This window comes from Pantoea sp. USMM079 (genome assembly GCF_037153115.1).
Lineage (GTDB): Bacteria > Pseudomonadota > Gammaproteobacteria > Enterobacterales > Enterobacteriaceae > Pantoea > Pantoea communis.
The window spans coordinates 1-1,237 of sequence record NZ_JBBCKX010000055.1; the positions used below are offsets into that span (position 1 = coordinate 1).

Sequence of the window (1,237 nt, forward strand, 5' to 3'; positions counted from 1 at the left end):
TGACCCTGACCCGAAATCCTGCTCCATTCAGAAACAGAATTCCGGCATGATAATGACTCCCCTGAGCGGAGGTTGTGCCGATGAAAAAGTCACGATTCACCGAAGAGCAGATTGTCTTTGCCCTGAAGCAGGCTGAGCTGGGTACGTCCGTGCCGGAAGTCTGCCGCAAGCTGGGTATCTCCGACGCCACGTTTTATACCTGGCGCAAAAAGTACGGCGGGATTTCTCCTTCAGAACTGAAGCATATGCGGCAGCTCGAAGAGGAAAACCTTCGCCTGAAGAAGCTGGTTGCCGATCTGAGCCTCGACAAGGCCATGCTGCAGGACGTGCTGGCAAAAAAGAGCTGACGCTGGCACGCCTGCGCGAATGGGTCAGGGACTTACAGACCCGCTACGGTGCCAGTGAAAGACAGGTCTGCTTTGCGCTGCAGGTCAGCCGCAGTTCGTTCCGGTACCGCTCCGTTGCGGCAGATGACAGCGCGCTGCGACTGCGCATCAGGGAAATAACCGAAACCCGCGTCCACTATGGCTACCGCAGGGTCCACGTCATGCTGAAACGGGAAGGCTGGCGCGATAATCACAAGCGCATTTACCGGCTTTACCGCGAGCAGGGGTTATCGCTCCGGCTTAAACGCCCCCGCCGTAATAAATCTGCGCTGAAACGTCAGCCACAGCCGCAGGGACTGTATCCCAATCACGTATGGGGGATGGATTTTGTCTCCGATGCGTTGTTTGACGGTCGCCGGCTCCGCCTGCTGACGGTAATCGATCTTTATACGCGTGAGTGTCTGGGGATCTGCGTAGGCCAGAACCTGCGCTCTTCAGAAGTGGCTGAAATGCTGGACAGCATTGCGTTGAGACGTCCGTTACCGCAACTACTGAAAACAGACAATGGCTCTGAATTTGCAGGAAAAATGCTGGATAAGTGGGTGTACGAACGTGATATCCGGATTGACTTCTCACGGCCAGGCACGCCCACGGATAATGCCACGGTAGAGTCGTTCAACGGCAGGCTGCGGCAGGAGTGCCTGAACGAGAACTGGTTCATGTCTCTGGAGGATGCGCGATGCAAAATCGAGGCCTGGCGCATACACTATAACCAGAGTCGCCCTCATTCTGCGCTGGGCTGGATGACCCCATCCGAATTCGCCGAAAAATCTGCCGGTTGCCAGAATTAGCAACCAACCTGAAGCCGGTTATTCCTGATTATGCCTGGATCATATTCGGGGTCAGGGTCA

Annotated in this window: 1 protein-coding gene; it reads left to right on the forward strand. The window is 55.6% G+C overall.

The features are described 5' to 3' along the window. Window positions 1-80 precede the first annotated feature (80 nt). Window positions 81-1,177, forward strand: a protein-coding gene (locus WFP70_RS26460) for an IS3 family transposase (RefSeq protein ID WP_442956376.1) whose coding sequence is annotated in 2 segments (ribosomal slippage) — window positions 81-342 and window positions 342-1,177 — 1,098 coding nt in all. Because the reading frame shifts where the segments join, the coding sequence is not laid out codon by codon here. The last annotated feature ends 60 nt before the right edge of the window (window positions 1,178-1,237 follow it).